At 69.1% G+C, this 1497-nt stretch carries 2 protein-coding genes; both read right to left on the bottom strand.

Annotated elements, in window-relative coordinates; translation table 11 throughout:
• A partial coding sequence (locus QZ281_RS14715; RefSeq protein WP_292229619.1) for an alpha/beta fold hydrolase occupies window positions 1–593 on the bottom strand: 593 nt, incomplete at its 3' end.
• A gap of 68 nt (window positions 594–661) precedes the next feature.
• Window positions 662–1497 (bottom strand): hypothetical protein (locus tag QZ281_RS14710; protein WP_292229617.1); only part of this gene is annotated, 836 nt, incomplete at its 5' end.

The following is a 1497-nucleotide window of genomic DNA, read 5'->3' as shown; positions in this document are numbered from 1 at the left end:
CGGACGAGGGGGCGAGCCCAGCCTGTCGCGTTTTCGACGACGGCGCGGGCGTTGGGGGTGGTGGTCTCCAGCACCACGGCGTCGGCGCGGATGTGCTGGACGATCTGAGGGCAGACGATGCCGCCCAGCGAATGGCCCCAGGCGATCAGCTTGCGGTCCTCGGCGTCGGCCTGTGCGCGGGCGACGTCAGCGACCGCTGTGGCTGTGGCGATGAAGGCGGCGTATTCGGCCGGCCCCGGCGTTTCGCCCGAGCCGGGATAGTCGAACATCAGCACGTCGCCGAAGGGCGTCAGCTTGTCGGCGGTCAGGCCTGCGGCGGCGCTGCGCCGGAACATGTTGCCGCCGCAGAACAGGATCAGGGGCGTGTCGGTGCGTCCGGTGCGCACGCGCGTCGCGCCGATGGTTCCGCCTGCATAGGGAATGGTGAAGGTGTCGGCCTGGAAACGCATGGGCGCGTCCGGGGGCAGGACGATCTTTTCCGCCTGCATCCGCGTGTCGGGATAGAAGAAGGCGTCTTCGGGCACATTGACCGCCTTGCAGGCGGACAGGGCCACGGTCGAAACGGCGATTACGCCAAGCCAGCGGGTGTTCATGCGAAGGCGTCTCCCTTGGCGGTCATGGATGACGCCAAGGGTGGGACTGTCAATGCGGCGTCTTCAGGTCAGGCGGGCTTAAGCCAGGACTGGCAGGCGGTGCGGGCGTCGGCGTCGGTCTGGGCGGCGCAGGCCTCGGCGATGCGTCCGCGCAGGCGTTCCAGCACGGGGGCGCCATTGTTGGCGCGGCTCCAGTCCGTCAGCGTCTTGCCCAGGGTGTCGAAGCGCTGGCGCGTGCGCTGGTGATAGCTGTCGGGCTGGCCGGACAGTTCACCGATGACCTGACCGGCGGCGGTTTCGATGGCGGTCTTGTCGCGCGGGGTCAGGCGGATCAGGCCATCAACATAGAGGACGCCCCATTGGGCGCGGGTGGCGGGGCCTTCGGCGGTCTCATAGCCCTTGCGCAGCCAGTCGACGGCGGCGGCCTTGTCGCCGCGCGCCTCGGCCAGTTCGGCCAGATCGGGCATGTAATAATAGGGGGTTTTCGACTTGTGCAGTTCGGCGGTCAGCAGGGCCTCTGCGCCCGGTTTTTCGCCCGCTTCGGACAGCAGGTTGGCGGCGGTGCTGATGGTGGACTGGCGCTCATAGGCGGTCTTGGCCGATTGATCGGCCCAGGCGGCGCGCTGGCGCACCTTGTCACGCAGGGCGGCGGGGACGGCGGCGTCCTTGCCTGCCTGAGCCCGGAAGGCGGCGATGTCGGCATAGGTGGTCGAGAGGCGGTCCTCTACGCCCAGGGTCGTATCGGCATAGACGCGGTCCAGCGCCTGCGTCAGGGCGTTCGATAGCCGGACGCGTTCCGGCCCGGCAGGTGTCGCGGCCTTGATGACGTCGGCGCCGCTGTAGATCAGGGCGCTGCGGTTGGCGCGGACCTCGGCGGGATTGGACAGGACGGCGTCCAGCAGGG

This window comes from Brevundimonas sp. (genome assembly GCF_018608325.1).
Lineage (GTDB): Bacteria > Pseudomonadota > Alphaproteobacteria > Caulobacterales > Caulobacteraceae > Brevundimonas.
This window is presented reverse-complemented; position numbering and strand designations above follow the sequence as displayed.